The 1,176-nt window shown below is 73.6% G+C and carries 3 protein-coding genes; 1 reads left to right on the forward strand and 2 read right to left on the reverse strand.

Annotation, left to right across the window (positions count from 1 at the left end):
• Nucleotides 1-21: 21 nt before the first annotated feature.
• Nucleotides 22-351 carry a DMT family transporter gene (locus VM95_RS37570; protein WP_078861187.1) on the forward strand — a complete coding sequence of 110 codons (330 nt, stop codon included), beginning with the start codon at nt 22-24 and terminating at the stop codon, nt 349-351.
• 245 nt (nt 352-596) lie between these two features.
• On the opposite strand, the gene VM95_RS45385 is transcribed toward VM95_RS37570, so the two are convergent.
• Together VM95_RS45385 and VM95_RS37575 are read right to left on the reverse strand one after the other, a co-directional pair.
• Nucleotides 597-731 carry a hypothetical protein gene (locus tag VM95_RS45385; protein WP_279616867.1) on the reverse strand — a complete coding sequence of 45 codons (135 nt, stop codon included), beginning with the start codon at nt 729-731 and terminating at the stop codon, nt 597-599.
• Entirely contained in the window at nt 728-907 is a 180-nt protein-coding gene (locus VM95_RS37575; RefSeq protein WP_425265400.1) for a low molecular weight phosphatase family protein, read from the reverse strand. Before VM95_RS37575 ends, VM95_RS45385 begins: the two co-directional genes overlap by 4 nt.
• Nucleotides 908-1,176: the final 269 nt, after the last annotated feature.

Below are 1,176 nucleotides of genomic sequence, written 5' to 3' on the forward strand. Positions count from 1 at the left end.
GGCCGGGGCGGCCGCCCCTGGCTGATACTCCTGCTCGCCGGAGGCTTCGAGGTCGGCTACGCACTGTGCGTCAGCGCCACCCACGGCTTCACCCGCCCCGCCTGGTCACTGGCCACCGTCGCGTTCTTCATCCTCACACTGTGGACACTCAGCACCGCGCTGCGCACCATCGACGTCGCCACCGGCTACGCGGTGTGGGCGGGCATCGGCACGGTCGGCACCGCACTGCTGGGCCCCGCCCTCTTCAACGAATCCCTCACCACACCCAAAGCCCTGTGGCTGACCGTCATCATCACCGGCCTCATCTACCTCAAACTCGCCGACCGCTCCCACCCCACCCCCCGGGCCTGAGCGGCTACGACCCCACCCGGGCCGGCACCCCGGGGCGGGACGGGCAGCGGCGGGGCCGGGCCGGCGCACGTACGGCAACTCGACGTCGACGTACCGGCGCAGCGGTTGGCGGGTGGCTTCCCCCGTCGACGAGCGGATCGAAGCCTTCGTGACCGAGGAGGGACTCCGGCCGAGCGCTCTACCCGCCCGGCCGAGCGCGACCGGGTGGCCGGGCGGCCGGGCGGCGGCCGGGCGGCGTCGAACGCCTACCGGATCGGAACGGTGGCCTCGAAGGTCGCGCCGCCGCCGACGATGCCGAGCCAGTAGATCTCCCGGACCTGTTCGGCGCGTTCGCGCGGCCTGCCGGCCACCCGGACCGGCCCGGTGGCGGCACCGCTCACGCGGCGGGCCCGACGCCAAGGCCAGTGAGCAGGCCGCGGACGCCCTGCTCGATCCCGTCACGGATCGGGCAGACGGCTTCGACACCCCGGCCGGCCGGGTCCTCCAGCTTCCAGTCCAGGTACGTCCTGCCGAAGAAGAAGGGGCAGGCGTCGCCGCAGCCCCTCGTGATCACCAACCGGCGAGCAGCGGGCGGCGGCCAGGGCGCGGTCACCGGGCGGTCACCGGGCCGGGCAGGCGACCTGGTGCCAGATAGTGCGCACCACCTGGCCACCGGGCAGGCGGTGCTCACTGTTCCAGGTGCGACAGCAACGGGGCACACCACGACGCGGACGCGGCGACGGGACAGGAACGGGGACAGCGGCGACGTCACCGATGGGACGCCGACGCGAACGCCGAACGGAGGAGATCGTCATGCCCACCGTTGTGCCACCCCCACCCCACACC

This window comes from Streptomyces rubellomurinus (assembly GCF_000961885.1).
Classification (GTDB): Bacteria; Actinomycetota; Actinomycetes; order Streptomycetales; family Streptomycetaceae; genus Kitasatospora; species Kitasatospora rubellomurina.